The following is a 25,730-nucleotide window of genomic DNA, read 5'->3' on the forward strand; positions in this document are numbered from 1 at the left end:
AAACAGTGAGCGTTCACGGAAAAAAAGTTAAAGTACAAGACGTCATTGCGAGAAGGCCCTTACAACACCGTCATTGCAAGGGGGCGTAAGCCAACGAAGCAATCCAGAAAACGATCAAAAATGGATTGCTTCGACCATTACATGGTCTTGCAATGACTCTAGAATATGGATTGCCACGACCACTACATGGTCTCACTAATAGCGTATGATATATTTAAGTTAATTCTTCTATTAATGCTATGGTACTAGCCCTTAGGTCTAGATCATAATCTATAGTATTATTTATTATTCGCTTAATATTGGCAAATTTTGTTACCAAACAATCAGGTGAATTAGAGGATAATTGATTAAATATTTTATTCTCTAATTCATTGAATTCAATATTGATATTAAGAGATTTCTTAGTAATTCTATTCACTAGATATAGCATACTATAAGCAAAATCTCCCCATAATTCTTTGTTTTTACTGGTAAACTCTGCTATAATATTTAGCCTCGCTTTAGGGTCTGAACAATTGGCAATATATGTAATAAATTTAACATATATCTCACTCCCCACTAAGCGATTTTGTGATTTTATATTAATTTTAGCACATCTAGATCTTATAGTGCTGATTATGCCAGCGGCTCTTGAGGTAATTAAGAAAATAAAACTATCTTTTGGAGTATCTTCTAAAAGTTTAAGGCAAGAATTTGCTGCATTAAGATTCATTAGATCGGCTTGATAAATAACAGCCACTCTATATTTAGATATTGACGATGTTTTATAAAAAAATTGCTGTAAATCTCTAATTTGGTCAACAGATATATCTTTGACATTAGTGGTAACAGAATTATCCCTTGCTACTAACCGATAATCTGGATGATTTTTTAATTGAATTTTATCTTTAAATAAACTGGTTTCTATAAATATTAGTAAATTCTCTAAAGCTTTTGCCGTATCATCCACGTCAATCAGCCAACTATTATAAAGCCTGCCTTGTTTAAATCTATATTCAAGATATTCTTTAATCATTCTATTTAACTCCACTTATCAATTGATCATCCTCATTGTTGCATGCTTTTTCACTCATCCGACACTGCTTCTTAAATTCCCTGATTTCAGTAAGTAACATTTCGATATGTATTTTTATCTCTTCTGAAAAAAATAATCCATGTAATATTTTATCTTCTTTCTTACCATTTATATGAATAAGCTTTTTTAATTCTTGGTATAGTAGTTTTACTTCTTCTATATCCTTGGTAAAAATGCTGGGAAAGTCCTTGCTACTCTCGGCAATATTTTCACTGTTAACCCAAATATTGTAAAGCCACTTAATAGAAATCATGATTAATATTATTTCCATAATGAGCATGCCAACTACTAAGATCATTAATAACTGTATTCTATTATCCATATTAGTTAACCATAAGACTACAAAAAAAATAATGAAGTTTGACTAGTGGAGAAAATTTGTGTATGATCATAGTTACACCTCGATAATGGTTGTAATTTAATAGCAATGCTATTGGATTAATTTCACTAGTAAGTACTTTTTGTCTGTAAAACTTTTGAGTACTTACTAGTTTATAACCTAAATGTAACATTCAAGTTTTAGCTTTATTAATAAGCTAAACGCTTGAGTGTTACACTGGATTTTTTAGTTTGAGATTATAGCTAACCCGATTAGCATTACGCGTCATTGTGAGGAATACAGAGTGAAATTTGCACTTTTGCAACGTTACTATCCCCGTTACCGGGTTGTACTATTAAAACTTTAGTACTCATAAGCTTCTCTCCTCTAATTTCAACTAATATATGATCAATTTATCATGAAAATTGGGGCAAATTCTTAAAAATCTGCTATAAAAACGCTATAAAAACATTATTTTTAAAATCATATTTTTATTAAATTATTACCCTAATATTCAAAAAAATATGTTAATTTGAATACTTAATTGATGACGCACCCTAGATAATTTTTTGATACGGTGTTAAATCCTATTTTCTTTCTACTCTACTCTAGTTTCAAATGAAGTATATTATATGCAACACCAGCTGCGTTCACCCTCTTTACGCTATCTAGAACCTTATATAGCGTAAGTTTTGGGATGACTTCACATCGTGCATGTGTAACATTTTGTTTGGTGCTACTCACAAATTATTGCATAATTACCACTAAATTGAATATCTTCACTAATTTTTATATAAAATACTTTACATATCAAAATATATTATATAATATATAAGCTTTTATAAACAAAGCAATCTCTTAAATTTATCATTTGAGATTTGTAAGCTAAAGAAGTTTATGCGGTAGACAATAATTAATTTGAGATACGAAGATGTCAAAAGATTACATAGATAATAAAGCTCACTTAGGTGAAAATAAAGAGAAGCTCTTATTAAATTATAAGGATATAAGGATATAAGTCTATATGCTTTAGTACCAGAAATACCTTTAATTATTTCACATGGATGTGTGAAATCTGTAATAATGAAATTTATGGGTCTTAATGATGTTAATATTAATTATGGTGAAATTGTATCTTTTCGTTTTTCAGAGCATAAGTGGAGTGTAAATAGCATAGATGAGTATGAATTGACAGGTAATACAAATGACTTTAACTAAAAAATTTATTTTTGTTCGTCACGGTAGCACCGATTGGAATATAGATTTATTACATCTAGGTTTTAAAGATTATCAGTTAAATTTAACTGGAATAAAAGAAGCTAGAAATGCCGCAATTAGTATAAGTGAATATTTAAAAAAAATACATGCCCAAAAAGCAACCATTATCTCTAGTAACTTAAATAGAGCAAAAGAGACGGCTCAAATAATTAGTGACTATAATAATTTACCTATCTTTTATAACAGCAATCTAAATGAAATGTATTTTGGAGACAATAATAAATTGATTGCCCCAGAGGAAGAGGCAAGTTTTGATAAAAGAGTAGCTACGACTATATTAGATATTTTACTAGAGGAACATGATAATTTGATCATTGTCTCTCACTTAGAAGTATTTAAATCCATACAAAAAACACTAATTAATAACTATCTATTAGAATCTATTCAAAAAGGACAAATAATGGTATTTACCTATAATAATTCATCACAATGGAGTTTGGGTTCTATAGTTACTACTATGGGACTGTTGCCAGATGAAGATTCTTTGAATCAGTTTTAGGAGTGGGTACCCGCGACTTATCTTCCAGATAAAAAAGTGCTTGAAACGTCTAAGTAATAGGGTTTGCAGAGATTTTTTTATGAGATTTGTAGTCATGTGAATGATATTTTTTCTTAGCCAGGAAAATTATATTCTTACTTAATGTTAGTTTAATTTATTTTATAGTCACAATTAATCTTAGCCAAAAATATTCCTCGATTGCTGGAATTTGTGTTTATGATTGCTAGCCGATACAGCTAGTAATTATTATCAAACTGGCAATAAGAGTACAGTACAAAAATTTATAGATTCCTACTTTTTTATAGTCAATAGTGAATTTATTTTAAATAATACAAGTAAAGAAGGAATCGTTGTAATAACAATAAATGTAAAAAAGTTTTGCCATCCGAATTGTATGACAATATATCCTGAAAGAGCTGGAAAAATCGATCTCGAAAATCCCATCATAGAAGAGAAAAACGAATGTTGTGTAGCACGAAATTTACCTTGGCAGATTGAAGCAATAAAAGCAATGTAGGCTGTCATAGTCATTCCACCAGTTATACCTTCAAAACCTACAGTGATAAATAATAATGGTAGGTTCTTGCCATAAATCTCTTGCAGAATAAATAAGGTATGTGCTATGGAATGAATTATTCCAAATATTAATAGACTATTCAAGATATTTATTTTTCTCATCATTGCACTGGCTATTAGTCCACCAATTATCGAAGATATGGTACCAAGAAATTTTCCTGTACTAGCTATTTCAAATTCATCATAACCAATATGCATTAAAAATGGGCTAATCATAGTACGAATAAAATTATCCGGTAACCTATATAAGATCAGAAAAATTATTATTAAAAATACTAAAGAAAAAGACCCTACAGGTTTCAATATATTTTGTATAAAATTTGAAATATTTATTTTGTGATTTGAATAATTTTTTTTTATCTAAATCATAATAAGATTCTAATCGTAAAATACTCATAACTAAAATAGTAGAGTGAAGAAGTATAAAAAGAGCAAAAATCTTATATATACTATTCCATTTTAGGTAGCGTGATAGATAGATAGCACCAGAACTTGAAATTAATATACCGATACGATAACCAAAAATATAAATCCCAGAAGCTGCTCCTTGAGATTCTTTTGTAATAATTTCTGTTCTAAGAGCCCCTAAAATAGTATCCTTAGAAGAGCATAAAAATGATATTATTAAACCTACTAATGCAAACAGGGATAAACTATGGTGAGGATTCATGGTACTTAAAAGAAAAACAGTAGCTGCCAACAAAATTTGAATCAGACAAATCCAAGATAATCTATGTCCAAGTAGTTTACTTAACCAACCTAATTTTATAGTATCAAAAATAGGAGTCCATAAAAAATTGATAGAATAAGGTATTAAGATAATAGTAAACATACCAATAGATTGCAGATCAATATTTTCCTTAGCAAGCCAATAGTTTAAAGTATTACCTGGAATCATTAAGGTAAATCCACTAATTAAACCAAATAACTAATAATTTAGAGCAAGTTAACATAAGCCTCTGATTAAAAAATCTAATAATAGAATACAACTTTTTATATATAAATTAAATTTTATATATAAAATATTTATAATATAATAAATAGTAGTAAATAATATGTTAAAATGTATGATTTATACACCTTATTACAACAATAATGTAAGAGGAAGTATTATCTAGTTGCTAAAATTTTGATTTATAGAGATTATTACAATAACAATATAATATTAGGAATATAAATAATGACAGGCAATGGATTCTAAAGTTCAGCTTCGTCTGGGTTGGATTGAGCTATAGCTTAACCAGATAATATGGCGACATCAGCTAATGCTGTCCAAACTGCCTGAAAGAAATCAGAGGAGAGTACGGTGATTATTCTTCCCATTAATATGCCATTTCATAGGAAACAGTTGGAAATAACTAAAATAATTCTATATTTGGCTCTTTTTAGCTGCAAATAAACATGATTCTCTTAGGGTATGTCGTCACGAGATTTGAGCCCACATTAGTAAAGCCCTTAAACAAAGACCCGCCATGTATGATTTTGTATTTTTAGCATATCTTGTTGCTATACCACGCCATTCTTTAAATTTTTGAAATGTATTTTCAATAATGTGCCTTAGCTTATATAGATATTTATCTATCTCTCTTTGAATCTTCCTGTTTCTTTTTGATGGTATTACAGGAATTATGTTTGCATTCACAGCCGATTCTATTATGGCGTTTGTATCGTAAGCTTTATCAGCCATAAGATGTTGTGCCTCCATATTCTGGATTAACTCACAAGCTTGAGTACAATCATTTCTGGAACCTTCTGTAACAATAATTCTGACCGGCATACCATACGCATCCACGGCCATATGTACCTTTGTATTGAGCACCCTTTTGTGCGACTAACCGTTTGATTCCCGCCTTTCGCTCCAAGCCCTGCTTTGTGAATTTTTACAAATGTAGAATCTATCATTAACCATTCAAAATCAGGAGCATTTATAAAAATATTTAGCAAATTCTCCCATATCCCATTATCACGCCATCTACAGAATCTTCTGTGTATATTCTTCCAATTGCCATAATCAGGAGGCAAATCTCTCCATGGAGCTCCCGTTCTAAATATCCACATCACTGCATTTATAAAAGTTCTATTGTCTCTTGCAATACCTCCCCAACAACCTTTCTGACCAGGTAAATTACTTTCTATCTTATTCCAAAGCTCATCGCTTATATCATGTCTTCTATGTGCTAAACTCATTGCTTCTTATCGCCTATTTTTATTACTACAATTATAATAACAAATCACATAAAATTATGCAATCACAATCTCGTGACGACATACCCTAGCAATGATCCATATAAAATGCAAGTAGCAGAGTATAGAATAGGTGGTGAGGTTACCGGATTAATATTACGAACAATAAAGGATAATATTCAAAAGGCTACTGATCAATTGCCAAAGACCAAAGCACTGCTTACAACACCATTTGCCTGTGCAGGAGAGATATTAGGGTACGTAGTTAATCCAGTAGTAAGCTACCTTGATCCTAAGGGGAAGATTAGGCAAGCTATTGATAATATTCCAGATGAAGGAACCAAAACGTTACTGGTATAACGGGAGGAGCTGCTTTAGGAGTAGGAGTTGGTCTTGCGGTTAAGGGTGCGGTTGATACTGCTAAGAAAGTAGTGCTAAAAGCAGCAGGTATTGAGGCAGTTGGTGGTGTGGGTAGTGCTTTAACAGCTACTGAGGGTGCCGCTATTTTAGGCAAGGGTGCAGTGGTTGGTGAAGTTGCTGGAATTGGTGAAAATGCCCTAGTTGGTGATTTGGGATTGGTTGAAGTTGGAGAAGTGAAATTAGGGACATCAAATGTAGCTAGTGATCTATCATTACAAAAACATATTGAGACAGTTACTGGCATTAAAAAACCTTTAGACCTTAAACTAGAACAATATACAACGTCTCTTAAACAATATGAAAATTGGACTCAACTTTCAGATTTAACTAAAAAAGTACCAGAAGAATTTGGCTTACCAATATATAACAGAAAAGATATAGGTTTAAGATGGCAAATGCAGGATAAAGAAGGTATGCATAATATCAGGATAGATAAGGCTGATTTATTTGCTAAACACTCAACTCAACAGGTAGACCATGTTATAGTAAGTTATAATGGTAAGGTTATTGATTATACTGGTAAGAATTATATAATTAAAGATGAAGCAACTGGAGCAATATATAAAATAGAACGTAGTAAGTTTGACAGTGGAACAAGAAGTATAGAACATGGTTTTGATATAAATACACAAGTAAAAAAAACTACAAAACATCCAGATGCCCATATTCCAGCAGATATGTGGGTTAAATGGAAAAGTTTTCATAAACCAAATTAAAGGATAACATATGTTAGTAAAATCTTTGTCTCGTCCACAACTCCGTATGGAAATTAAAGGTTCATTTGAATATTTAGCTGATAATGATTACCAAATGCAAGAATGGGTAGATAAAAATTATCTTCACCCCTATTGGGACAGTTTATTATATGATGTCTTAGATACATTATATAATATGTGTGATTTGGATGAATATAAAGAAAGTAATATTGGCGATATACTATATGATGAAGATGAGGCACAACAAATTCATAGATTTTGCAAATGGTTTTCTGATTTGTTAGATTTTGAAATAGGTGAAAAAAAGCCAGATACAGATTATTTAAATCACCCAGAATGGTCTAAAGTGTATACTGGAGCCAAAGAGATGTATGAATTGATGGATAGAAATGATAAAAAATATCATTTCTCCGAAATAGCAAATAATTAAAGTGCTTTATACTCAATATGATTAATAATAATTTCTTCTAAATTATTATATTTTTTTTTCATTCTGCTACTTAGTGCTAGTGGTGTTGTAGTGTATATTATAGCAAGTTAAGAAAATTAGTTGCTATGTTAAATCTTATTCAGGGGAAACTAGTTATAGCTAACCCGGCTAATATTACACCAAATTCACAGATGTCTATTAGTGAGAAGGTCACTTTACAACGTTACGTCATTGCGAGCTTATATATCCCCACGAAATTAAGCATGACAAAGCTCCGTCTTTATAATAGATGCCAGGGGTTCTAGCAATGGTTTTATGGTATGCAAATAATTAAATTCAATAATAAATTTCCCAAGGGTAAAATACGTACTTCAATTAGGAATAAAATTAATTAAACAATCTTATAGTTGTTTTAAATATTCTCTTGATTCAGTTATTATAAAGTTGCTTAAATTATATGATTTGCAATCAACTTAGCATTTTTGTCCAGTAGTGTGATTATTTATAGGCGTCGCTCCATCGCTCCTAGCACCAAATCCTCCTGAATTGACTATATATTATCTGGTATATTGCTATTAAAAAACCAATCTATAATAGACCTCTTGCATAACCTAATCTAATTGGTAATTTTGTTGTCAAAACTCGTTTCCGTTCCTCACGTACATCTTAGTACGCTGCGGTACTCGACTTCGTTTTTCCTAAAAATTCCTCAATTATCTTTAGGTTATGCAAGAGGTCTAATATATATTTGGTATTATATCTTAAATTATCTAAATTTTTGTCTAGACAAAGAGAGCAACCTTAGATAATCTTAACATATTATGAAGATGCTAATTACACAACAATCTGATTTGCAACAAAAGATCGATTATATCTGTTGCTATATTGAAGTTAAAAAACAATGGGATGAAGAAGACTATCCTCAAAATTAGTTGAGAATCAATTATAAATTGTTATTCCCGCCCACTATTGTCATTCCCATTTTGGTGCGGAATCTAGACCCCACACCAAAGCATAAGCGTCAGTTTAAGAAAACAATAATTGAAAAACCATCATTGCGAGCCACCATAGGTGGCGTGCAATCCATTTCTAATCACTTTTCTGGATTGCTTAATCAACCTACGGTCTTCCTAGCTAATAGGCGTTGACCACATACGACTTTTAAACTTCTCAGTCTCTCCTGTTTATTTTTGTATAACAGCTGCCACTTCGTCTGCAAAATTTTTATCTTCTTGCTTTATACCTTCACCTAGTTCATATCTTATAAACTGAGTAATTTTAATCGAAGCTCCTAATTCTTTTGCCGCATTATCAATAACTTGAGAAATTGTTAATTTATCATCAAATAAAAAGTTTTGTTCAAGCAAAACAACTTCTGCTAGAAACTTACGTATTCTACCTTCAACCATTTTTTCAATGATATTGTCAGGCTTACCAGAAGCTTTTGATTGTTCAAAGAATATATCTTTTTCACGTTCAACTAAAGTCTGATCCAAACTCGATACATCTAGACTATAAGGATTATTTGCTGCTATATGGGTGGCGATTTTTTGCCCTAATTCTAGAAGTTTAGCTTTTTCTTTGCTAGTTGACTGTAAACCAACAAGGACAGAAATCTTACCTAGCCCCTCAACCACAGTGTTATGTACATAAGATGCCACCACACCTTCTGAGACCTGTAAGACATCCACGCGACGTAGATTTAAATTTTCACCAATTGTAGCAATATTGTCTAATATTTCTTCATCAACTGATCTGCCTGTTGATGTTTTTGCTAATTTTAGTGACTGTAAATTTAGTGCTTGTAAATTACTTTGATGCAAAGCTAATGTTGCAATATTTTTAACCAATTGCTGAAATTTATCATTTCTTGCCACAAAATCTGTTTCTGAATTTACTTCTATAATAACTCCAACATTATCTTTAATGTGTATGGCTGTTAGCCCTTCAGCAGCAACTCTATCTGATTTTTTTGCGGCAGCTGATAATCCTTTTTTTCTTAACCAATCAATAGCTGGTTCAAAGTCTCCTTTTGTTTCAAGCAAAGCCTTCTTGCAGTCCATCATTCCTGCACCAGTTCTTTCTCTTAATTGTTTTACAAGTCCAGCATTTATCATATTATTCTCCTTATTAAGGTTATAAGTTGTTTTAATTGAATTTGGGAAAGCGATGGCATCCATCCCCGCCTTAAGCAGGGCAGTTAAAAATTGTAGAAAAACAGTCTAAAAACCCAAAATGTCTATTAGCAAGGAAGATCATAGGTCAACTAAGCAATCCACTTCTGGTTATTTTTATGGATTGTTGTCGACTTACGCCTCCTCACAATGACACTAGCAGTTTTTCTTATGATTTTTAAACAGACATGACATCTTTCCACCCCTTAAGTACTCTTGTGATTTGTGAGTATACATATCTAGTTATTTTGTTGTTGTAGCAACTTCTGTAATCTCCAAAGCTGTTTCAAACTCTGATTCAGCTGCCTTTTGGTTGTTTAGTTCAGAAGTTTTAGAAAATTTCTTGGTTGGCTTTAACTTAGTAATAGCTTTGACATTGGTATTTTTTTCTTCATGAGTAGCTATACTGCCTAAATCAACACCAGATGCAGCTAAAGCTTCTTCTATACCAGCAAGTACAGCATCGGCAAACAAGCTACAATAAAGTCTAATAGATCTTATTGCATCATCATTACCAGGAATAGGGTGATCTATATTGTCTGGATTAGAGTTAGTGTCAACAATAGCAATTATTGGAATGCCCAACTTTACTGCTTCTTGAATTGCCAAATGTTCCTTATTAGTATCAATTACCACCAGCAAGTTTGGTTTTGTTCCAATATGTCTAATACCACCTAAGGATTTAAGTAATTTATCCTTTTTACGGGTCATTTCCAATATTTCTTTTTTGGTATAAACAGAATATTCTTCTTCATTTTCTAGAATTTTCTCAAGATTATCCAACGTTTTTATTGAAGCAGAAATTGTTCCCCAATTGGTTAACATACCTCCAAGCCATCTGTGGTTAACGTAATATTGCCCACATTTCTCTGTATATTCAGCTATTATATCACTAGCTTGGATTTTAGTACTGACAAATAATATTTTACCATTTTTCTTAACAGTTTCATATATTACATTGAGAGCCATTTGCATTAGGGCAGCAGTTTGTTGTAAGTCAATTACATGAATATCATCCCTGATACCATAAATGTAAGGTGCCATTTTGGGATTCCAACGTGAAGTTTTATGACCGAAATGCACTCCAGCATCAAGTAATTCTCTGACATTAACAGCTTTTAATTTAGACATTATTTAATCTCCTTGAAATGTTAGTTATGTACCTCTACATAATTAGTAGCAGGTACTCCTCCGCAAGAGTTGATACCAAAAAAACTGGACTAACAATTAGGCTCTTACGTGTGAATTTTGCTTATCATATTTTAAGCAAGGTTCATTATATATTTAATGAATATATTTGCAAGGAATATAGTCTTTATTTTTCTTATTGACCAAAAGACTCATTAATCAAACTTTTCTCCAAATAGTTGATCCATCTGGTTTATCTTCTAGAATAATGCCATCTTGCAATAAATCTTGGCGAATTTGATCGGCTAATAGCCAATCTTTTTGTAATTTTGCTTGTTGTCTTTGGGCAATAAGCTGCATAATTAATTGATCGCCCTGTTGATCATTTATTGCATAATCGAACCACACGCTAGCTGGCTTGGTCATTAGACCTATAAAATTGCTGCAAGAAAGTAAGTAAGACGCATATTGGTATTTATCTTCTTCTGTGGTACTGGCAAAAACCAATTTGGCATAATCGTTGATTATTTTTATGGCAAGAGGGGTGTTCAGATCATCAAATAAGCTTGAGCAAAATTCTTCTGGAACATTCTGAACATCAAGCTTGTTAATATCTAAATTTTCTATCGCTCTATACCAATAATTTATTGTTTTTTTAGCATCTTCTAAAGCCTTATCGTTGTAATCTAATGGTTTGCGGTAATGGCTGCTCATTAGCAATAACCTAATCACGTCACCTGGGATTTTCTTATCTATCAAATCTTTTACCGTAATAAAATTATTGAGCGACTTACTCATTTTTTCACCATTACAGGTTAAGAATCCATTATGCACCCAATATTTAGCAAAGTAAGAGTTCGGGAAAGCACATGTACTTTGTGCTATTTCATTAGTATGATGAGGAAAAATTAAATCTGCTCCACCACCGTGAATATCAAAATTTTCTCCTAGATATTTATAGCTCATCGCTGAACATTCTATATGCCATCCTGGTCTACCTCTTCCCCAAGGACTATCAAAATTTGCCAATATTTCTTCATCTTTATTGGCTGGTTTCCATAAGACAAAATCATGGGGGTGCTTTTTTGATAGATTATTTTCAATACGTACTCCTTCTAGCATTTCATTAAGATTACGATTTGATAATTTTGTATAATCTGGAGAGGTAGAAATATCAAAATAAACATGGTTATCTGCCATATAAGCATGGTTTAGGTCAAGTAATTTTTGAATAATCATCACCATATCATCAATATGCATAGTAGCTTTTGGTTCGATATTTGGTGTTTTGCAACCTAGATATTGCATATTACAATGAAATTCTTCTGTAATTTTGGCTGTTAAGTCAGCAATAGTTATTTTGAGTTCTCTGGCTCTATTTATTATTTTGTCATCAATGTCGGTAATATTACGGACATATTTTATATGATTTTTACCAAATATTTTACTTAGTGAGCGATATAAAATATCGTATACTACTACGGACCTAGCATTACCAATATGGGGGTGATCGTAGACAGTTGGACCGCAAACATACATTTTCACTAGATTATTATCTAGCGGTACAAAAACCTCTTTATTGCGAGTTAGTGTGTTATGTAATAATAATTTCATGTTCTTTATCGTTGTGTAAACTTTAAGGAGCGTAATTATATAATATTTATTATTGTTTTATAGTTAATTTTTATGGATATCTACCTAAAATGTCAATTCAAGGAAATTATTTTGAAAAACTAAAAAAACTACCAATTACTTTAATTATTCTTATTAGCATAATTTGTAGTATTGGTTTTGTTGTACTATATTCCGCTTCGGATAGTAATATTCAACCTTGGGCATATAAGCAGATGATGATTTTTTTCTTGTTTATACCAATTGTGATAATTATTACGATTATTGACATAAAATATATATTTAAGTTTTCATATATATTTTATATTGCAGTTATTATCTTATTAGTTAGTGTTGAGCTTTTTGGCTCTATTGCTATGGGAGCAAAACGTTGGATAGATTTAGGAGTTGTCCGCTTGCAACCTTCTGAACCGACAAAACTAGCCATAGTGTTAATGTTAGCTAGGTATTTTCATCAATTAAAAACTGAAGATTTTACCAGATTTCATAAGATTTTATTGCCTATAATAGCTGTGATAGTACCAGTTTTACTGATAATAAAAGAGCCGGATTTAGGTACTGGAGTGATTACTATCATTATTGCTAGTGTTATTTTCTTTGCTGTTGGTTTTAGAGTAAGAAATTTTATGATAATTGGTATTATCGTTGTTACTTGCGTACCGGTTATTTGGCAAGTGATGCATGATTATCAAAGAAAAAGAGTCATGGTTTTTTTGGATCCTGAGAAAGATCCGCTTGGAGCTGGCTATAATATTATCCAATCAAAAATCGCTATTGGCTCTGGTGGGTTATGGGGTAAAGGGCTTACCAAAGGTAGTCAAAGCCATCTAAATTTTTTACCAGAGCATCAGACCGATTTTATCTTTGCTACTTTTGCTGAAGAATTTGGTTTTGTTGGTAGTTTGTTTCTATTAATTCTTTATTCGGCAATTATAGTAATTTCATTGATGATTGCTACTAATTGTCGAACAACATTTAGTAAATTGATGGTAATAGGCATAACATCGATCCTATTTAGTCATGTATTTATAAATATAGCTATGGTGATGGGATTATTACCAGTAGTGGGCGTACCTTTACCATTTATATCTTATGGTGGTACAATGATGGTATCAATGCTTATTGGCTTTGGATTGGTAATGAATGCTCAAATACACCAGCATAGTATAGTCAATTGATGAGAAATTGGGGACGTCGTCACTCGTCGCTCGCCTATTACTTATAGGCGTCGCTCCATCGCTCCTAGCCCCAAATTCTCCTAAATTGACTATAGTAGTTTTTAATAGACTTATGCAGGAAATATAATTTTTTTTTAGAGAAAAAACAAGAAAACACTAGACCCTAGACAAAAGATTTGTTATAAGGGTAAGGTAAATGTTCCTCGGTAGCTCAGTGGTAGAGCAAACGGCTGTTAACCGTTCGGTCGCTGGTTCGAGTCCGGCCCGGGGAGCCATTTTAAATATAATTTAATTTAAGTTGTAATGACCAAAGAAGAGCTAATTAATTTTGAAGGGGTTGTCCTTGAGCTTTTACCTAACGCAACTTTTAGAGTGAAGCTAGAAAATGGTCATTTTATTATCGCCCATACTTCTGGTAGGATGCGTAAAAATCGTATTAGGATACTTGTTGGGGATAAGATAACAGTGGAAATGACTCCTTACGACTTAACAAAAGGTCGTGTTATCCATCGTCATTAAGATTTTTCATATTTATGTCAAATGTAGAAGATACTTCTTTAAAACAACATAATATAGATGTAATTCTAGCATCACAATCACCGGCAAGGCTTGAATTGCTAAAAAGAATCAAAATATTTCCCACCCAAATTATTCCTGCTAATATCAATGAAACAGAATATTTGCGAGAATTACCAAATCAATTAGCGATAAGATTGGCACAGGAGAAAGCAAAAGCTGTTGCCCAAAAAATAACTGGTGAAGCTATAATTATAGCAGCTGATACTGTTGTAGCTCGCGGCAGAAAAATATTACCCAAAGCGTTAACAAGTGAAGATGTTAGATATTGTCTTAATATTTTATCTGGAAGACGTCATAGGGTTTATACAGGGGTCTGTATAATAAAAAAAACTTCCGAACAACTCTTAACACGACAAAAAATAGTGCAAACTATAGTCAAGTTTAAAAAACTGAGTCATCAAGAGATAGAATTTTACTGTAGCCTAGATGAAGGAATCAATAAAGCAGGTGGTTGCATGATTCACGGCTATGCTGAAGCTTTTATTCCTAGCATATACGGATCATACTCCAATATTATGGGGTTACCACTATTGGAAACCATGCATATGCTTACTTCTTTGGGTTTTAAAAATAATTCTATGTAAACCTTAATTGTGAACGTTCACGGAAAAAAGTTAAAGTAGAAAACGTCATTACGATAAGATGTAAGCCAAGAAGCAATCTAACCTCACAACCGTCTATTAGCGAGGAGCTACTTGTAGTAGCATTGATGCAATCCAGGGAAGTAATTAGAAATAATGGTATGGACCTACCCTATATACAGAATGAGAAGCAAATGCTAATCTTCTAGGATAGGAAATGAATCCTAAACAACAATAAGGAGGTCCGTATGGAAGTTACCACAATTGGTATAGATATTGCAAAAAATTTTTTCAAATTCACGGTGTAGATAAAAATGGTAAGACAATATTAAAGAAAAAATTAATGAGAGAGCAGGTTCTAACTTTTATGGCTAACTTACCAAAATGCTTAGTAGGCATAGAAGTTTGCGGTGGTTCTAGCTATTGGGCAAGAGAATTAACAAAACTAGGGCATACTGTAAAATTAATAGCCCCGCAATTTGTTAAGCCTTATGTTAAAACTAATAAAAATGATCAAGCAGATAGCGAAGCAATATGCGAGGCAGTAGCAAGACCTAATATGAGATTTGTGCCTATCAAAACTGCAGAGCAACAAGATATTTTATTTATTCATAGGGTAAGGCAACGATTGGTAAAAAACCGTACAGCTCTTGCTAATGAGATCAGGGGGTTATTACATGAATTTGGTTTTGTTATTCCGCAAGGAATTAATAAAATTATGACAAAACTAACTGAGATTTTAGATGAAGGAGCTTTAAGCCAACTAAGCTATCGAACGTTTAGTGAGTTAAAAGAAGAATTTCTGGAGAATGATAAAAAAATAAAAGAATTAGAACAAAGATTAAAAATTATAGCTAGCCAGTATAGTAATCACCAACAACTAATGACGATACCAGGTATAGGGTTAATTACTGCTACAGCCTTAATAGCGTCAATAGGTAATGCTAGTTGTTTTGAAAATGGTAGGCAATTATCAGCATGGCTAGGATTAGTGCCAAGGCAACATTCTAGTGGTGGCAAAGATAAGTTGCTTGGCATTAGTAAAAGAGGTGATATATATTTACGCACTTTGTTGATTCAAGGAGCAAGAGCAGTACTGAATAGTAAAATAAGATTTACCACGGAAGAGCAAAAATCTAAAAAAGATTATAGCAAGTTTACCGAGTGGATGTTTAATTTATCTGAACGAAATGGGCATAATAAAACAACTGTTGCAGTAGCTAACAAACTAGCAAGGGTGGTGTTTGCGGTACTCAGTTCAGGCAATGATTATACCGAGAGTAAAGTTTGTAGCTAAAGAATTGGTACAAATAGTTGACGAGATAATATTATATTATAGGTAAGTAGAAATTTAATAGATTCTAATCTGGGATATGCGAAAGAATGATAATATTGATGGTAAATAAGACGAACCTTAGCTTACGAAAAAACTGAACAGTCCAATGGCTCTTTAGAAGTCGAAGAAATGATAAGTATAAGTTTGTAAGCCAGAGAATTCCATCAGGGCTATAGGGTAAATTTAAAGTAATTGATTAACTATAAGCCGGATACATGACTGCATTCGATTTTTTTGCTGTTATATATTATTTTTTTCTTGCATTATCGGGTAAGTCCATACATGGATTTATCGGCTTATGCCTCATCGCAATGACGGTGGTATAACTAATCAAATTAGCTTATTAACCTAGCAGATCATTTAATACATTCTCACTATTTTCACTCCAAGTAGCTAATATCCCTCTGGCATCCTTATTACTAGAATTGTTCCATAATATATCCCATTGTTCTCTGAGAGCAATATTATTTAAAATATCTCCCGTATAATGGATATTAAAAGCCAACATAGCTGATATGGTGCCTTCATCTAATAGACCTAGATTTGAGTTATCTGCTTTTATAATTGGATAACCAAATTTCTCAAGTAATTTCTGTACTTCTTCAATCTTATTCCTATCTTGCTTTGTTTTATCATTATAAGATATTATAACTTTAGGGTTCTCTTTTCTTGAAACAAAAGAATAAAGTCCGAGAGATGCTTTAGCAAAGCTATCCCAAGGGAAATATATACCAGGATCTATTTTTCTACCTGGAGCCCAATCACTATGACCTATTATTAATTTTGGATTTATTTCATATTTGGATACTAATGTTTTAACTAACTCAATACTGGCATCTATTTGCTGATCAGTAAAAGGTTCCTTACCAGAAGCAATGTGTTCAATACCAATAGACCAGCTGTTCATATCATTATCAAGTATTGAAGTCACAATATGGGGATTAAGCGTACTATTTTCTTTTAAATTATTTGATTCATCATCTGATCCATAAACCCCACAAAATTTTGAATTCATAAATGTTGGATCAGCTGGGTCAAGATCACTATCTGCTTCTAATTTTCCTCTACCAGCATGCCAAGCCCTATACTGATCTGGTACAAGTCGATAAATGGTACCATCAGTATTTATTACATAATGAGATGAAACATTTGATGTATTCCTGGTAAATAATGCGATAGTTTCAGCAAAATCACACTCCGTATAATGCATTACTATCCATTTAGCAGCACCATTATTCTTTCTCAAGTTATAATTATTACATTTCCCTGCCTCAGGTTTTGCTTGAGGATCAGGTGGGATATCATAATTTGTACGTAAATAAGTAGTATTAATATTGTTATCGCTCATACTGGTATTCCTCTTGCTAAGTTAATTAGAAGGACGGATGCAAGGTTTTGTTGCATCTGTTACCCTTCTGTAGTGGACTTAAGAAAACTCAAAATTGTTGGTTTCAAGTTCTCCATGCTAGTATATAATCATTTTATGCTTTCACTAGGTTCTGTGAACAAAAAATTTAAATTTATGTAAGAAAATGGTAGTCTTCGGTTATTCAAGACAGAAGGACTACCAGAATAAAGTATTACATAGATTCGAACGCATGGGAACAAATTTTAGATTTTTTGTGACAAATAAAAGGTATACATACTCAAGATGAGACAACTTTAAGACAGTTTGTAGAGGTTATATGGTTTATGGTAAGAAGTGTATGTCAATGGCGTCTTTTACCATCTTCTTATGGCTGTTGGCGTTCAGTGCATCAACGTTTCAAACGTTGGGTTCAAGGAATATGGGAACAATTAATGCAATATGTGCAAGTTGATAAAGATTTAGAATCTACCATGCTTGATGCCACAATAATACGAGTACATGTCTGCAGTAGTGGTTATAAAAAGGATAGTCATGAACAGGAAAGTTTAGAGAATCTGTCATAAAGATTGTGTGTGTGCCAAGAAAAGGTGCATTAGTCTTACAGGTGAAAGTCCTGTTATGGAAGGAGTAGCTAGCTCCACCATATAGCGAGTCTTGCACTACTGAAGGTAACGACAGTGGTGAAGCGTAGACAGCGAAACATTCGAGCCGAAACCAAATGGTGAACGTGATAGCCCCGAAATTTTATTGGTAGTGGAAGCTGATGTTCTACACAAGACAGTAAGCCACAGAAAACTGGAGGTCAATCTAGCAAATCCAACAGTTTTCAACCACCGGGGTCTCAGGCGTCAGCGAGTTTGTAGAGATTAATGACACAACTTGGGAAGTCCTTATAACTCTTACTGGAAAGTAAGTATCTAAAGTACAAATGCCAAAACATAAGGCTTTGGAGATGGTGTAAGGATGGCTGAGTCGGCTGTAGTAGTGATGAAACTCCGTAATGGGAGTGGAGCAAAGGGCTGGCAGAAAGGTAAGAACGTAAGGGGGAAACAATGACCGTACACAGAGACGGAAACTCATGGTTAATAAAACTTGAACGTATAAAGCTGATAGCATTACAACATCAACAAATAAAGTTCAATAATCTTGAACATATTATTGATTTAGAGATGTTATGAGAATAATAAGGTTAATACACCTATCTTGCTTTTCGGGAGCCGTATGCGGTAGTTCCGCACGTACGGTTCTGAGGAGGGGTCTAATCGAGTGATTGGTTAGATCTACTCACAAAGTTGAAAAAAGTATTAAAAATAAGAATAGTAAAAAACACTTGCACGAGGTTAATATGAAGAAGAAAACAAAAACAACAAATCCATCTGTAGAAAAAGTAGTGTCAGAACTCTTGTGAAGTAGTTGAGATTTAATCTTACATGTTAGTAAAATAAACAAATTATTAAATGGAGATTAAAATGAATTTAAATCAGAAAATAATAAGACCAAAAATAGGATTAGTTGAACTAGGGCGGGTCATCAATTAAGTTGACATAAATATTAGGATGAGGCAAATTAGATATTGGTAAAAAAATAAGAAGGTGACCAATATAATGGTTCCAATATTTTGGACAGAAAAATAAGAAAAATGAGATAGAATTCTTTAGCAAACAAGGAGAGCTAGAGATGAAAAAACAAGTAAGGCAATATAGTGCTGAGGAGAAAGCCAAAATTGTCATAGAAGCAATTAAGGGAGAGCTAACAATAGCCCAGATAACCAGTAAGTATGGTGTTCATGCAACACAGATAAGTAACTGGAAAAAACAAGGTCTTGAGTTGTTAGTACAAGGTTTTAAGAATAAAACACAGAGTGCTGACCCAAATCAGCAGGGGTTAATCAAGAATCTATATGAGCAAATTGGTCAGTTAAGCGTTGAGTGTGACTGGCTCAAAAAAAAATCTGCATTGTTTGGAATTAAAGGTTAGGTGTAATACCAATTCCCGAATTTAATTTAGTAAATGATTCATGCAACAAATAGATTGAATTAGCAAGGTATTTAAATTTTTAATAGAGGAAGATACTACTATTTCTAATTGTTCAATTGTATTGTATACTTTATTCTTTATAGTCTCAGACTTTAAATGTTCCCATAATCGCTCCGCAGGATTTAATTCAGGAGAATATGGTGGCAAATAAAGAATTTCTATATTAGCAGGAACCACTAAGTCCTTAGCCTTATGCCATCCAGCACAATCCATAACAACAATGGCTTTTTGATCGCCTATATGTTTAGACATTTCCGCAAGAAACATGTTCAAAGACATAGTATTAACATTTGGCATCATTAAGCTAAAATCATCTCCTGTTATTGGGTTAACAGCACTGTAAACATAAAAATTCTGAAAACCTATTTTGATTTTAACTTGAGTTCTGATACCTTTGCGAAACCAACCATGACCTAATTTAGAATGAGTTCCAAAACGCGATTCATCAAAGAAATACAAAAAACTTCTTGGATTGCTTGTTATTTTTTCTTGAATTTTTTTTTAAACTGTTCATGAGTTTCTTTATTCTGTTTGTAATGCACTGGTCTTGGAGTAATGTACGCAAACTTAAGCTTGTGCAATGCCCTGTGTACAGCCGATTTACTTACATTAATTCCCAAATTTTCTTTAAGTTTTATGACGATACTTTTTATTGTTATGTTACAATCTTCTTGTATCCATTTGTTTATTGCTTCATAGCAGCTTTCCGTTAAATCGCTTTTCCTTCCCCTACCTTTTTTATATTCAAGATTTTTATCATCGCCTTGGGCAAAGCTTTTTATCCAGTTTCTTAGCGTATTAGTTGTGATATCAAATATTTTAGACACCATACCAATACCATGTTCTTTTGCAGCTACTATAGCTCTTAACCTAATAGCGATCCTATTCTCTTTGTTCGTACTTGCAAGTTGAGCTATAGCCTGTTTGTATAAATCTTCTGTTATTAATTTTTGATGAGTACCCATTACATTCCTAATTTTATCTATCTTTTACATTATAACCTATTTTTCTCATCTTTATACTAAATTAAATTTGGGAATTGGTATAATATGATAGAGCCTAATCATAATAAGTTAACAATTGTACAACAGTGTAAGTTATTGGATATTAGCAGGTCAACCTATTACTATCAACCTACTGGTATTAGTGAACAAGATATCAAGATTATGGCAATAATTGATGAGACCTATACTATGCATCCATATTATGGTATGCGGCGGATGGCTAAATATTTACAAACCCAAGGTTTTTCGGTAGGTCGTAAAGCTGTTAGACGTTACTACAAGATAATGGGTCTTGAAGCTGTTTATCCTAAAATAAATTTAAGCAAGAGGAATCAGGCACATAAAATATATCCTTATTTACTAAAAGGATTAGAAATAGTATTGCCAAACCAGGTTTGGAGTGCAGATATAACGTATATAAGACTGAGCCAAGGGTTCGTATATTTAGTAGCTATTATTGACTGGTATAGTCGTTATATTCTAAGTTGGCGAATCTCCATTAGTTTGGAAAGTGAATTTTGTGTAACAGCCCTTGAAGACGCTATAGAAAAATATGGTATGCCAAAAATATTTAATACTGCTCAAGGAGTACAATTTACCTCGGAGAATTTTATTAGTATGCTAAAGCTACATAATATATTGATTAGTATGGATGGTAAGGGACGAGCCTTAGATAATATTTTTATTGAACGTTTTTGGCGATCATTAAAACAGGAAAAAATTTATCGGATTATTTTAACAACAGTAAAGGAGGCAAAGACAGCAATTAACGAATATATGGACTTTTATAATAGACAAAGGATGCATCAAGATTTGGATTATAAAACTCCAGAATGTGTATATTTTGAAAAAAATATTGTATAAAAACAACAATTTAATTTTTGTGAATTATATCTCTATTTATCTAAATTTTTGTCTAGGGCGTGTCATCAATTAAGTTGACATAAATATTAGGATGAGGCAAATTAGATATTGGTAAAAAAATAAGAAGGTGACCAATGCGCAGATATGCTTTAAGAGATGATCAATGGGAAAGGATAAAGGATATTTTACCTGGAAAAGAAGGAGACGTAGGAGCAAGTGCCAAAGATAATAGATTATTCGTAGAAGCTGTATTATATAGATATCGTGCTGGTATACCGTGGAGAGACTTACCAGAAAGATTTGGAGATTTTAGAGTAATTCATACAAGACATACACGTTGGAGCCAAAAAGATGTATGGAAGAAGGTTTTTGAACTACTTGCACAAGATGCAGATAATGAATATAGTATGATTGATTCAACGATTGTTAGAGCACATCAACATAGTGCCGGAGCTAAAAAAAAGTCATAGTAGATGACCAAGCAATAGGTCGTAGTAAAGGTGGTTTATCAACTAAAATTCATGCAACTGTTGATGCTTTAGGAAATCCGACAGCTTTTTATTTAACCCCTGGTCAGTCGCATGATTTACAAGGTTCTGATGCTTTAATGGAAACTTTGACAAAAGCGGATACCGTAATTGCAGATAAGGCTTATGATGCTAAGGCAAGAATGAGGAATAAGATAAAAGATAAGAATTGCACTCCTGTAATTCCATCCAAGAAGAATCGTAAATTTCCTGTAGAATATGATGTAGAGCTTTATAAGTATCGTCATTTAATTGAAAATTTCTTTGCAAAACTTAAACAATCTCGAGGCATTGCTACGCGTTATGATAAACTAGCTCAGAATTTTCTGGGAGCAATTTATTTGGCTTCTTCTGTAATATTACTTAATTGATGACACGCCCTAGACAAAGGGGACCACCTTAAAGTTTCAATAAAGGCAAGGCTCATGAATTTAACCGTGAAGTTGGTGAATTAAAACAAGAGCATACCGTTATTCAAAATAAACTCGATAGATTGATGGATTTCTTAGCAGATGACACCTTAACTAGAGAAGAATTTTTTCGTAAGAAAACTCAATTAAAGGAAAGACAATATGAATTAACTGAATTAATTAAGAGTTATGACAAAGTAGATGATAAGCTTTCTAAAGAGCTTGCAGGCCTTATAAGTATCAGCAAAAACGCCTATGAAACTTTTAAAGGTTCGACAATTGCTGAAAAAAGGGAATTATTAAATTTTATATTTTCGAACCTAACACTTGAGGGCTGTAAGCTGCATTACGTTCTGGCTTTTCCATTCACAGAAATGCAAAAAGTAGCAAGTTGTGCCGAATGGCTGGGGCGGATGGATTCGAACCACCGAATGACGATACCAAAAACCGTTGCCTTACCACTTGGCTACGCCCCATCACTCTAAGAATCTTATAGCAACAAACAATTCTCTAGTCAAATAATTTATACAATTACCTTATACTTGACGCAATTCACAATGATATAGTATAACATAATTATAGCTAACCCTAATAATGCCAGTTTAGGATAAGTGATTAGAAAGTATGAAGTTTAAATTAGATTTTTTAATGGAATAGCTAGTCAAACAAGCTAGGTTCTTATATCTTGAAAATGTGATATAAGTAATTGTAATACCAATTGAAATAGTTAAGGAGGTATATTATAATATGGAAGTATAAGTTTGTGCAGGTACTAAAATGGCAAGAACATTAATATTACCAAAAGGTTTTCATGAGTATGATTTCATATGCCTAATGAAAAACGAGTCGCACGGAAGAAATCGTATACGCTTATTAGCAATGCATCACCTGCAATCAGGCAGGTCATTGAAAACTGTATCGATAATAGCTGGATCGCACTGGAAAACAGTACAATCTTGGCTTAGAAGATTTAGAAATTCTAGCTTTGATGGATTATTTGAATCACATAGGAGTGGTGCGTTTAGAAAATTCAATAGCTTACAAGAATCTTTTCTGTCTGATAAAATAAATATGTTAAGTGAAAGTAAGACAGGTGGTTATATAACAGGAAAGGAATTACATAATATGTTATTTGAACATATTATATTAAATGTAGTTTAAAAACAGTTTATAATACTATACATCGACTTGATTTTAGCTGGATCACTTCTCGTTCATTACACCCAAAATCTAATCAAGCAACTCAAAATACATATAAAAAAACTTCGCCAATATGCTAAAAGTATTATTACCAAAAGATATTGATTTGAGTAAGGTTGACATTTGCTCGCAGGATAAAACTAGAATTGGACAGCAAGGTAGCTTAAGTCGCATATGGCTAAACGTGGGAGCTGCCCTAGGGTATGTCGTCACGAGATTTGAGCCCACATTAGTAAAGCCCTTAAACAAAGACCCGCCATGTATGATTTTGTATTTTTAGCATATCTTGTTGCTATACCACGACATTCTTTAAATTTTTGAAATGTATTTTCAATAATGTGCCTTAGCTTATATAGATATTTATCTATCTCTCTTTGAATCTTCCTGTTTCTTTTTGATGGTATTACAGGAATTATGTTTGCATTCACAGCCGATTCTATTATGGCGTTTGTATCGTAAGCTTTATCAGCCATAAGATGTTGTGCCTCCATATTCTGGATTAACTCACAAGCTTGAGTACAATCATTTCTGGAACCTTCTGTAACAATAATTCTGACCGGCATACCATACGCATCCACGGCCATATGTACCTTTGTATTGAGCACCCTTTTGTGCGACTAACCGTTTGATTCCCGCCTTTCGCTCCAAGCCCTGCTTTGTGAATTTTTACAAATGTAGAATCTATCATTAACCATTCAAAATCAGGAGCATTTATAAAAATATTTAGCAAATTCTCCCATATCCCATTATCACGCCATCTACAGAATCTTCTGTGTATATTCTTCCAATTGCCATAATCAGGAGGCAAATCTCTCCATGGAGCTCCCGTTCTAAATATCCACATCACTGCATTTATAAAAGTTCTATTGTCTCTTGCAATACCTCCCCAACAACCTTTCTGACCAGGTAAATTACTTTCTATCTTATTCCAAAGCTCATCGCTTATATCATGTCTTCTATGTGCTAAACTCATTGCTTCTTATCGCCTATTTTTATTACTACAATTATAATAACAAATCACATAAAATTATGCAATCACAATCTCGTGACGACATACCCTAGGAAGTACGGCAACAACGATTTATCTCAACATACATTAGTACCGCTTCCGCCATACGCACCGGAATTAAATGCAATGGAACAAATTTGGCAGTGGATCAAAAATCACTTCCTATCTAATCAATGTTACGGTGTATACGAAGATATCGTTGCTAATGCTTGCTATGCCTGGAATCAACTTAGGGTATGTCGTCACGAGATTGTGATTGCATAATTTTATGTGATTTGTTATTATAATTGTAGTAATAAAAATAGGCGATAAGAAGCAATGAGTTTAGCACATAGAAGACATGATATAAGCGATGAGCTTTGGAATAAGATAGAAAGTAATTTACCTGGTCAGAAAGGTTGTTGGGGAGGTATTGCAAGAGACAATAGAACTTTTATAAATGCAGTGATGTGGATATTTAGAACGGGAGCTCCATGGAGAGATTTGCCTCCTGATTATGGCAATTGGAAGAATGTACACAGAAGATTCTGTAGATGGCGTGATAATGGGATATGGGAGAATTTGCTAAATATTTTTATAAATGCTCCTGATTTTGAATGGTTAATGATAGATTCTACATTTGTAAAAACTCACAAAGCAGGACTTGGAGCGAAAGGCGGGAATCAAACGGTTAGTCGCACAAAAGGGGGCTCAATACAAAGGTACATATGGCCGTGGATGCGTATGGTATGCCGGTCAGAATTATTGTTACAGAAGGTTCCAGAAATGATTGTACTCAAGCTTGTGAGTTAATCCAGAATATGGAGGCACAACATCTTATGGCTGATAAAGCTTACGATACAAACGCCATAATAGAATCGGCTGTGAATGCAAACATAATTCCTGTAATACCATCAAAAAGAAACAGGAAGATTCAAAGAGAGATAGATAAATATCTATATAAGCTAAGGCACATTATTGAAAATACATTTCAAAAATTTAAAGAATGGCGTGGTATAGCAACAAGATATGCTAAAAATACAAAATCATACATGGCGGGTCTTTGTTTAAGGGCTTTACTAATGTGGGCTCAAATCTCGTGACGACATACCCTAGTAAAAATGTAAATTTAGTAAAATCAATTATGTATAGAGAGTGAATTAATATACCGCGTTAATTATTTCAATTGGTATAATATTTTGCTTTGAATAATTATTTTTTGTTTT

The 25,730-nt window shown here is 32.9% G+C and carries 26 protein-coding genes, 2 tRNA genes and 2 pseudogenes; 18 read left to right on the plus strand and 12 right to left on the minus strand.

Features of this window, described 5'->3' with window-relative positions:
• Positions 1-214: 214 nt before the first annotated feature.
• Positions 215-1,015 carry a DNA polymerase III subunit delta' gene (locus tag ACFELW_RS02930; protein WP_341758910.1) on the minus strand — a complete coding sequence of 267 codons (801 nt, stop codon included), beginning with the start codon at positions 1,013-1,015 and terminating at the stop codon, positions 215-217.
• A gap of 1 nt (position 1,016) precedes the next feature.
• Entirely contained in the window at positions 1,017-1,397 is a 381-nt protein-coding gene (locus tag ACFELW_RS02935; RefSeq protein WP_341758911.1) for a hypothetical protein, read from the minus strand.
• A 1,201-nt stretch (positions 1,398-2,598) separates the two neighbouring features.
• Here ACFELW_RS02935 and ACFELW_RS02940 point away from each other — a divergent pair.
• Positions 2,599-3,171 carry a histidine phosphatase family protein gene (locus ACFELW_RS02940; RefSeq protein WP_341758913.1) on the plus strand — a complete coding sequence of 191 codons (573 nt, stop codon included), beginning with the start codon at positions 2,599-2,601 and terminating at the stop codon, positions 3,169-3,171.
• A gap of 291 nt (positions 3,172-3,462) precedes the next feature.
• On the opposite strand, the pseudogene ACFELW_RS02945 reads toward ACFELW_RS02940, so the two are convergent.
• Together ACFELW_RS02945 and ACFELW_RS02950 are read right to left on the minus strand one after the other, a co-directional pair.
• Positions 3,463-4,645 (minus strand): annotated as a pseudogene (locus ACFELW_RS02945) (MFS transporter).
• Between the two features lie 525 nt (positions 4,646-5,170).
• Positions 5,171-5,934 (minus strand): IS5 family transposase gene (locus ACFELW_RS02950; RefSeq protein WP_375330384.1). Its coding sequence is split into 2 segments (ribosomal slippage): positions 5,171-5,565 and positions 5,565-5,934, totalling 765 coding nucleotides; the frame shifts between segments, so codons are not numbered across the junction.
• A gap of 72 nt (positions 5,935-6,006) precedes the next feature.
• Between ACFELW_RS02950 and ACFELW_RS02955 the strand changes: the two genes are divergently transcribed.
• The 3 genes from ACFELW_RS02955 (at position 6,007) to ACFELW_RS02965 (ending at position 7,497) form a co-directional block, all read left to right on the plus strand.
• Positions 6,007-6,291, plus strand: a complete 285-nt coding sequence (locus ACFELW_RS02955; RefSeq protein WP_375330385.1) for a hypothetical protein — start codon at positions 6,007-6,009, stop codon at positions 6,289-6,291.
• Between the two features lie 71 nt (positions 6,292-6,362).
• Complete coding sequence (locus tag ACFELW_RS02960; RefSeq protein ID WP_375330386.1) at positions 6,363-7,067, plus strand: hypothetical protein; 705 nt, start codon at positions 6,363-6,365, stop codon at positions 7,065-7,067.
• 10 nt (positions 7,068-7,077) lie between these two features.
• Positions 7,078-7,497: an SCO4402 family protein gene (locus tag ACFELW_RS02965; RefSeq protein ID WP_375330387.1), complete on the plus strand. Its 420-nt coding sequence runs from the start codon at positions 7,078-7,080 to the stop codon at positions 7,495-7,497.
• A gap of 1,184 nt (positions 7,498-8,681) precedes the next feature.
• Here the strand turns inward: ACFELW_RS02965 and tsf are convergent.
• The 3 genes from tsf to cysS form a co-directional block, all read right to left on the minus strand.
• Complete coding sequence (gene tsf / locus ACFELW_RS02970; RefSeq protein ID WP_341759864.1) at positions 8,682-9,614, minus strand: translation elongation factor Ts; 933 nt, start codon at positions 9,612-9,614, stop codon at positions 8,682-8,684.
• A gap of 300 nt (positions 9,615-9,914) precedes the next feature.
• Positions 9,915-10,802 carry a 30S ribosomal protein S2 gene (gene rpsB / locus ACFELW_RS02975; protein WP_375330388.1) on the minus strand — a complete coding sequence of 296 codons (888 nt, stop codon included), beginning with the start codon at positions 10,800-10,802 and terminating at the stop codon, positions 9,915-9,917.
• A gap of 216 nt (positions 10,803-11,018) precedes the next feature.
• Positions 11,019-12,413 carry a cysteine--tRNA ligase gene (gene cysS, locus ACFELW_RS02980; RefSeq protein WP_375330389.1) on the minus strand — a complete coding sequence of 465 codons (1,395 nt, stop codon included), beginning with the start codon at positions 12,411-12,413 and terminating at the stop codon, positions 11,019-11,021.
• Positions 12,414-12,508: 95 nt separating this feature from the next.
• Between cysS and rodA the strand changes: the two genes are divergently transcribed.
• The 5 genes and pseudogenes from rodA (at position 12,509) to ACFELW_RS03010 (ending at position 16,066) form a co-directional block, all read left to right on the plus strand.
• Positions 12,509-13,609 (plus strand): rod shape-determining protein RodA, encoded by a 1,101-nt coding sequence (gene rodA / locus ACFELW_RS02985; protein WP_341759865.1) that lies wholly within the window; start codon positions 12,509-12,511, stop codon positions 13,607-13,609.
• Positions 13,610-13,809: 200 nt separating this feature from the next.
• Positions 13,810-13,884 (plus strand) — tRNA-Asn (locus tag ACFELW_RS02995).
• A gap of 28 nt (positions 13,885-13,912) precedes the next feature.
• Positions 13,913-14,128, plus strand: coding sequence for a translation initiation factor IF-1 (gene infA / locus ACFELW_RS03000; protein ID WP_094649298.1), 216 nt, complete (start codon positions 13,913-13,915; stop codon positions 14,126-14,128).
• A gap of 14 nt (positions 14,129-14,142) precedes the next feature.
• Complete coding sequence (locus ACFELW_RS03005; protein WP_341758919.1) at positions 14,143-14,772, plus strand: Maf family protein; 630 nt, start codon at positions 14,143-14,145, stop codon at positions 14,770-14,772.
• Positions 14,773-15,017: 245 nt separating this feature from the next.
• Positions 15,018-16,066, plus strand: a pseudogene (locus ACFELW_RS03010) (IS110 family transposase).
• Between the two features lie 382 nt (positions 16,067-16,448).
• Here ACFELW_RS03010 and ACFELW_RS03015 read toward each other — a convergent pair.
• A complete protein-coding gene (locus ACFELW_RS03015) occupies positions 16,449-17,453 on the minus strand; it encodes an N-acetylmuramoyl-L-alanine amidase (protein ID WP_375330390.1) in 1,005 nt (334 codons plus the stop codon).
• Positions 17,454-17,743: 290 nt separating this feature from the next.
• On the opposite strand from ACFELW_RS03015, the gene ACFELW_RS03020 reads away from it, so the two are divergent.
• The 3 genes from ACFELW_RS03020 (at position 17,744) to ACFELW_RS03030 (ending at position 19,451) form a co-directional block, all read left to right on the plus strand.
• On the plus strand, positions 17,744-18,037 hold the full coding sequence (locus tag ACFELW_RS03020) for a transposase (protein WP_341759866.1): 294 nt from the start codon (positions 17,744-17,746) through the stop codon (positions 18,035-18,037).
• 489 nt (positions 18,038-18,526) lie between these two features.
• Positions 18,527-18,652 carry a hypothetical protein gene (locus ACFELW_RS03025; RefSeq protein WP_375330391.1) on the plus strand — a complete coding sequence of 42 codons (126 nt, stop codon included), beginning with the start codon at positions 18,527-18,529 and terminating at the stop codon, positions 18,650-18,652.
• 499 nt (positions 18,653-19,151) lie between these two features.
• Entirely contained in the window at positions 19,152-19,451 is a 300-nt protein-coding gene (locus ACFELW_RS03030) for a transposase (RefSeq protein ID WP_094649795.1), read from the plus strand.
• Positions 19,452-19,472: 21 nt separating this feature from the next.
• On the opposite strand, the gene ACFELW_RS03035 is transcribed toward ACFELW_RS03030, so the two are convergent.
• Positions 19,473-19,970: an IS630 family transposase gene (locus ACFELW_RS03035; RefSeq protein ID WP_375329725.1), complete on the minus strand. Its 498-nt coding sequence runs from the start codon at positions 19,968-19,970 to the stop codon at positions 19,473-19,475.
• A 20-nt stretch (positions 19,971-19,990) separates the two neighbouring features.
• A complete protein-coding gene (locus ACFELW_RS03040) occupies positions 19,991-20,476 on the minus strand; it encodes a helix-turn-helix domain-containing protein (protein ID WP_341758975.1) in 486 nt (161 codons plus the stop codon).
• Between the two features lie 84 nt (positions 20,477-20,560).
• Between ACFELW_RS03040 and ACFELW_RS03045 the strand changes: the two genes are divergently transcribed.
• Both ACFELW_RS03045 and ACFELW_RS03050 read left to right on the plus strand, forming a co-directional pair.
• On the plus strand, positions 20,561-21,379 hold the full coding sequence (locus ACFELW_RS03045) for an IS3 family transposase (protein ID WP_375330392.1): 819 nt from the start codon (positions 20,561-20,563) through the stop codon (positions 21,377-21,379).
• Positions 21,380-21,513: 134 nt separating this feature from the next.
• A protein-coding gene (locus tag ACFELW_RS03050) for an IS5 family transposase (protein WP_375329714.1) occupies positions 21,514-22,277 on the plus strand; the annotation gives its coding sequence in 2 pieces (ribosomal slippage) (positions 21,514-21,846 and positions 21,849-22,277; 762 coding nt in all).
• A 440-nt stretch (positions 22,278-22,717) separates the two neighbouring features.
• On the opposite strand, the gene ACFELW_RS03055 is transcribed toward ACFELW_RS03050, so the two are convergent.
• A tRNA-Gln gene (locus ACFELW_RS03055) sits at positions 22,718-22,792 on the minus strand.
• A gap of 301 nt (positions 22,793-23,093) precedes the next feature.
• Here ACFELW_RS03055 and ACFELW_RS03060 point away from each other — a divergent pair.
• Together ACFELW_RS03060 and ACFELW_RS03065 are read left to right on the plus strand one after the other, a co-directional pair.
• A complete protein-coding gene (locus ACFELW_RS03060) occupies positions 23,094-23,477 on the plus strand; it encodes a hypothetical protein (RefSeq protein WP_375330393.1) in 384 nt (127 codons plus the stop codon).
• A gap of 17 nt (positions 23,478-23,494) precedes the next feature.
• Positions 23,495-23,596 carry a hypothetical protein gene (locus ACFELW_RS03065; protein ID WP_375330501.1) on the plus strand — a complete coding sequence of 34 codons (102 nt, stop codon included), beginning with the start codon at positions 23,495-23,497 and terminating at the stop codon, positions 23,594-23,596.
• Between the two features lie 129 nt (positions 23,597-23,725).
• On the opposite strand, the gene ACFELW_RS03070 is transcribed toward ACFELW_RS03065, so the two are convergent.
• Positions 23,726-24,489, minus strand: a protein-coding gene (locus ACFELW_RS03070) for an IS5 family transposase (RefSeq protein ID WP_375330394.1) whose coding sequence is annotated in 2 segments (ribosomal slippage) — positions 23,726-24,120 and positions 24,120-24,489 — 765 coding nt in all. Because the reading frame shifts where the segments join, the coding sequence is not laid out codon by codon here.
• 72 nt (positions 24,490-24,561) lie between these two features.
• Between ACFELW_RS03070 and ACFELW_RS03075 the strand changes: the two genes are divergently transcribed.
• Both ACFELW_RS03075 and ACFELW_RS03080 read left to right on the plus strand, forming a co-directional pair.
• Positions 24,562-24,789 (plus strand): transposase, encoded by a 228-nt coding sequence (locus ACFELW_RS03075; protein WP_375330395.1) that lies wholly within the window; start codon positions 24,562-24,564, stop codon positions 24,787-24,789.
• 54 nt (positions 24,790-24,843) lie between these two features.
• Positions 24,844-25,607, plus strand: a protein-coding gene (locus ACFELW_RS03080) for an IS5 family transposase (protein ID WP_375329687.1) whose coding sequence is annotated in 2 segments (ribosomal slippage) — positions 24,844-25,201 and positions 25,201-25,607 — 765 coding nt in all. Because the reading frame shifts where the segments join, the coding sequence is not laid out codon by codon here.
• The last annotated feature ends 123 nt before the right edge of the window (positions 25,608-25,730 follow it).

The sequence above is a fragment of the Candidatus Tisiphia endosymbiont of Nemotelus uliginosus genome (genome assembly GCF_964264755.1).
In the GTDB taxonomy this organism is placed as follows: Bacteria; Pseudomonadota; Alphaproteobacteria; order Rickettsiales; family Rickettsiaceae; genus Tisiphia.

Bases quoted from the DNA above. Each gene is read 5' to 3' on its own strand.
- ACFELW_RS03045 (WP_375330392.1), top strand. From the start codon at position 20,561: ATGATAGAGCCTAATCATAATAAGTTAACAATTGTACAACAGTGTAAG.
- ACFELW_RS03025 (WP_375330391.1), top strand. From the start codon at position 18,527: ATGACCGTACACAGAGACGGAAACTCATGGTTAATAAAACTTGAACGT.
- ACFELW_RS03005 (WP_341758919.1), top strand. From the start codon at position 14,143: ATGTCAAATGTAGAAGATACTTCTTTAAAACAACATAATATAGATGTA.
- ACFELW_RS02930 (WP_341758910.1), bottom strand. From the start codon at position 1,015: ATGATTAAAGAATATCTTGAATATAGATTTAAACAAGGCAGGCTTTAT.
- ACFELW_RS03030 (WP_094649795.1), top strand. From the start codon at position 19,152: ATGAAAAAACAAGTAAGGCAATATAGTGCTGAGGAGAAAGCCAAAATT.
- tsf (WP_341759864.1), bottom strand. From the start codon at position 9,614: ATGATAAATGCTGGACTTGTAAAACAATTAAGAGAAAGAACTGGTGCA.
- rpsB (WP_375330388.1), bottom strand. From the start codon at position 10,802: ATGTCTAAATTAAAAGCTGTTAATGTCAGAGAATTACTTGATGCTGGA.
- ACFELW_RS03015 (WP_375330390.1), bottom strand. From the start codon at position 17,453: ATGAGCGATAACAATATTAATACTACTTATTTACGTACAAATTATGAT.
- ACFELW_RS02940 (WP_341758913.1), top strand. From the start codon at position 2,599: ATGACTTTAACTAAAAAATTTATTTTTGTTCGTCACGGTAGCACCGAT.
- cysS (WP_375330389.1), bottom strand. From the start codon at position 12,413: ATGAAATTATTATTACATAACACACTAACTCGCAATAAAGAGGTTTTT.
- infA (WP_094649298.1), top strand. From the start codon at position 13,913: ATGACCAAAGAAGAGCTAATTAATTTTGAAGGGGTTGTCCTTGAGCTT.
- ACFELW_RS03040 (WP_341758975.1), bottom strand. From the start codon at position 20,476: ATGGGTACTCATCAAAAATTAATAACAGAAGATTTATACAAACAGGCT.
- ACFELW_RS03060 (WP_375330393.1), top strand. From the start codon at position 23,094: ATGGCAAGAACATTAATATTACCAAAAGGTTTTCATGAGTATGATTTC.
- ACFELW_RS02935 (WP_341758911.1), bottom strand. From the start codon at position 1,397: ATGGATAATAGAATACAGTTATTAATGATCTTAGTAGTTGGCATGCTC.
- ACFELW_RS02965 (WP_375330387.1), top strand. From the start codon at position 7,078: ATGTTAGTAAAATCTTTGTCTCGTCCACAACTCCGTATGGAAATTAAA.